The 3,514-nt window shown below is 36.5% G+C and carries 3 protein-coding genes; 1 reads left to right on the forward strand and 2 read right to left on the reverse strand.

What is annotated here, in order from left to right:
* The first annotated feature begins 99 nt into the window (after window positions 1-99).
* A complete protein-coding gene (locus CH364_RS18595; protein ID WP_100745198.1) occupies window positions 100-1,158 on the forward strand; it encodes an integrase core domain-containing protein in 1,059 nt (352 codons plus the stop codon).
* Window positions 1,159-1,435: 277 nt separating this feature from the next.
* On the opposite strand, the gene CH364_RS18600 is transcribed toward CH364_RS18595, so the two are convergent.
* Together CH364_RS18600 and CH364_RS18605 are read right to left on the reverse strand one after the other, a co-directional pair.
* Entirely contained in the window at window positions 1,436-1,930 is a 495-nt protein-coding gene (locus CH364_RS18600) for a hypothetical protein (RefSeq protein ID WP_100745199.1), read from the reverse strand.
* A 430-nt stretch (window positions 1,931-2,360) separates the two neighbouring features.
* A partial coding sequence (locus CH364_RS18605) for a polymorphic toxin-type HINT domain-containing protein (RefSeq protein WP_208859283.1) occupies window positions 2,361-3,514 on the reverse strand: 1,154 nt, incomplete at its 5' end.

Below are 3,514 nucleotides of genomic sequence, written 5' to 3' on the forward strand. Positions count from 1 at the left end.
AAAAACTTTCGGTAATACTAGAGACTAGGGTTGAAAAGTTCATTTAACTTATACAAAAACTTCTAACATTCCCTTCCCACCCATCCGATTCCCAAAAGGATGGTCATTCTTCTCCTCTCTATTGCCCTCCTTCTTAACACCTACTCCCTGCTAAATTCTAGATCCCTTCTCTTAGAAATTGCCTTCCTCAAATCCCAACTCACGGCTTACAAAAGAAAAGAAAAAGCCTTCCATACAAAACCAAGGGAAAGAATGATCTTGGTTCTTATCTCCTACTTGTTCCCAAACTGGGAATCTTCGTTAATGATTGTTTCTCCAAACACTTTACTCAAATGGAGAGAAAAGAAATTTCAACTTTTCTGGAAACTCCTCTCTCGGAGAAAAATACCAGGTAGACCAAACATTCCTTGGGATCTTATCAAACTCATTCGAAGAATTGCCAAAGAAAACAGAATTTGGGGGGCCACCAAACTTCACGGGATTTTAATCAAACTAGGACTAGTTGTATCAGAAAGAACTGTTTCTCGTTATATCCCCAAAAGACCAACGGATCCTAGAAAAAGACTTTCTTGGAACCAATTCTACAACCTGCATTCCAGTTCTCTCATTGTATCTGATTTGTTTAGTGTCATCTCGTATCGTTTAAGAGAGATCTACAAAGTGATCTTCTTTCTAGAAATACAAACAAGACAAATCCTCCACTTTGACATTCATACTAAACCAACAACAAGTTGGGTAAGACGAGTCATCAAGTTTGCTTTTAGAAAAAAAGGATTGGAGAATACATCCTATCTGATTACAGATAACGATACTTTATTTGGAAAACGATTCACTCGGTATTTAGAGAGGCTTGGGATCAAACACAAAAAGACTAAGGTTCGTTCGCCTTGGCAAAATGGGTATGCAGAACGATTTGTCAAAACTTGTAGAAATGAATTTCTAGATTACTTCATCCCAATGAACGAATACCATTTGCAGGTGAAGCTAGAAGAGTTCATCCACTTCTATAACCACAACCGTAGCCATCTTGCACTCAACAAAGAAACACCCAACCCCTCACCAATCCTCCACAAACCGAGAGATGGAAATTGTCACTTGGAATCCATTCCAGTGTTAGGTGGTCTCTACCACATCTACTCTTGGAAAGAAAGCGCGTAAGAAAGATCACTCTCTTTTATACTTTGGTTTATAATCATTGTTTGCAAGCTTTGTCTAGGAATCTCTTCCATAAAAGAGAAGGATTCCTTATGTCCTAGCGATCAACGGAACACTCATTTTTGGAACAAAGTCTTTGTTAATCACTAGAAATCGATGACTTCCGTTTGCTTTTTGTCTTCAAAATCGTTCCTGATTGCATCCAGTGTCTAACTTAACGAACATTTTGTTCGCTATTATAGTTTTGGCGAGGCTCAACTGTATCTGCACAAATAATTTATTATTGCAGATCTCTATCAATCGAGAATTTTCCTTCCTTCCAATTAAAAAAAAGAAATCTTTCTGATGGATTCATTCCAAATAGTTCAGAGACGAAATCTCCAGTAAAAATTCTCATAATAATGGTATTATCTATTGCTCCTAAGATATCGATCTGGTTATACCCTAGTTTGTCTTCTCTAGCTACCTGAATTTTATATTTCTTATTGTTGAATTCTAAATATGTTTCTATAACTAACGAATCATATTTTTGCTTAAAAGAAAAACTGTTTTTCCCACATGGAATAATTATTGACTTGGACAATAAGATATCTTTTTTTTTGTCTTTTGTAATTTCAGGCGGAATAAATTTTTGTATGCTACTGCACTTATTTGCAATGGCGCCAGGTAAACTTAATCCATAATATGAGAGATTATTTTTGGAAGCATATAATAAATAAAAAATATAAATACCAAAGATAACCCCACCAGTAGCAGATGAAAGGAACAACTTCATCACTTATCTCCTTACGAACGAACTATCATTTGAATTTTCAATTAGTGTTTATTAAAAAAACGGATTTGGCGAGGCTCAACGATACTAGCCCCGAAGAGTTTAAAACAATAGTGGCTAAAAATTTTGTCCAAAAAAATATCATAAAGCTAGCTAATTCAATCAACTATAGTTCAGCAAGAGATTTGCAGAAAATTTAGAATATTCACTTATTTTCCGGACCACCGTTAAGACCATTGCATATTTTCGAGTAAACTCTAAAACACTATTAGTTAATGAGAAGTTGAAGAATTGAGTTTTTAAAGTCAATAGATATTTATCCCCAAGAGAACGATTACTTTTTCGTCAATAACTTTCAATTAACGCTATTATTGAGATTTCTCAATAATAGCCCTCGCAATCGAGTTAGTTTTGAGATTAAAAATTAAATTAATTAATACAACGGGCGAGTTTCATACTTTCCTCTATTGTAATGATTGTTAGCTTTTTTCTTGAGAAAGTCTGTTGGGCTCTTACTAAACTGGAATTCTGATTTTTGACCATCATATATATAAGAATCTTTACTTATTCTCAGTTGTTTAATTAACGTTACTGGTGCAGGAGAAATAGCTAATGGCATTAACGCTGATCCACCACCAGCTTCTATAGTTTTGCGTGCAAATGTGCTACAGTTGTTGGAAAATGTATCATAATCCCTGTTGTCTGGATTAGTATACTTCTCTTTTTGATTGGTCACAAAACTCGACATTTTTTTAAATGCACCATCATTTAAAGGAATATATACTGCTTCAATATTATCCCCTTCTTTCATTTTACTTATTGTGCCCAAGACCTTCCCGACAGACTCTGGCTTGGGATCACCTGCCAATGTGAATTCAATTTTGGGTAGTTGCTGTTGGCTTTTAATCAATCCTTGTGTTGGCTTATTGTTTTCATCCCTATAGCGTCCAAACTCATGGTATTCAGTATTTCCCATATCATCCACAAGAATAATTCCCGCATGGCCAACGAGAGTAGTTGTTTTATTGTTATCATCGGAATCACGCTTGTATGCTATCTGTGTATTTGGAAATGCAACATAAAGGGCTGCATCATTATGCACCCAGACCCCGACTTCCCCTACGAAGTAAGTATGATACTCTTCCACCTCAAAGTTATAAACCGTCTCTACCCGCTCATCAATGGTGATATCAGTTACAACCAGTTCCTGTCCTTCCGCACCAAGAGCCACATCCCCAGGATGTAAATCTTTTGCCTGCACCCAATCAGTAGTTTCTATAGAGAACTTCTCTAAAGCATGACCTTGTTTTTTCACACGGAACGGGTGGTTCCAAGTGGTTTCTAGAACGGTTCCGTCTGCAAAGGATACAGTGTAAATAGCTTCCGTTTGGCGGATAAAGGTGTTCACTACCTTGCGGTAAGATACCTCTCCTGTTTCGTCGGATTTAGAAAGAACCACATCCCCAACTCGAATGTCTTCAATGTTCTTGAGTCCTTCTTTTGTATGGATTTTGGTTCCTGCGACGAAACAAGTTCTAACTCTAAATTTACCATCAACTTGTTCTACTAAATCACTGGAAACATAAC

Source organism: Leptospira harrisiae (genome assembly GCF_002811945.1).
Lineage (GTDB): Bacteria > Spirochaetota > Leptospiria > Leptospirales > Leptospiraceae > Leptospira_A > Leptospira_A harrisiae.